The organism is Pseudomonas sp. SIMBA_068 (assembly GCF_046534705.1).
In the GTDB taxonomy this organism is placed as follows: domain Bacteria; phylum Pseudomonadota; class Gammaproteobacteria; order Pseudomonadales; family Pseudomonadaceae; genus Aquipseudomonas; species Aquipseudomonas putida.
In genome coordinates this window covers 1-236 of the sequence record NZ_JAWRYI010001661.1, presented here as the reverse complement: position 1 = coordinate 236, position 236 = coordinate 1, and the positions used below count along the sequence as shown (strand labels likewise).

The window sequence follows — 236 nt, the reverse complement described above, 5'->3', positions numbered from 1 at the left end:
CCAGGGCCGAAGCGCGCAGCAGGCGCAGGCCGCGCTGGCAGGCGAGTGTCTTGATTTGCGACAGGGGGCGGCGCTCGACGATCATCTGGCGCAGGTCGTCGTCCAGGTGCAGCAGTTCGGCGATGGCGCTGCGGCCGCGGTAGCCACTGCCACGGCACTGGCCACAGCCCTGCACGCGGACGAACTTCCAGCCGGCCACGCCTTCGCGGGTCAGGCCCGAGCCATACAGGGTATCG

1 pseudogene is annotated in these 236 nt (G+C 70.8%); it reads right to left on the bottom strand.

From position 1 onward, the window contains the following. Nucleotides 1–236: pseudogene (locus tag SB756_RS35385) on the bottom strand (type II/IV secretion system protein); the annotation flags it as partial.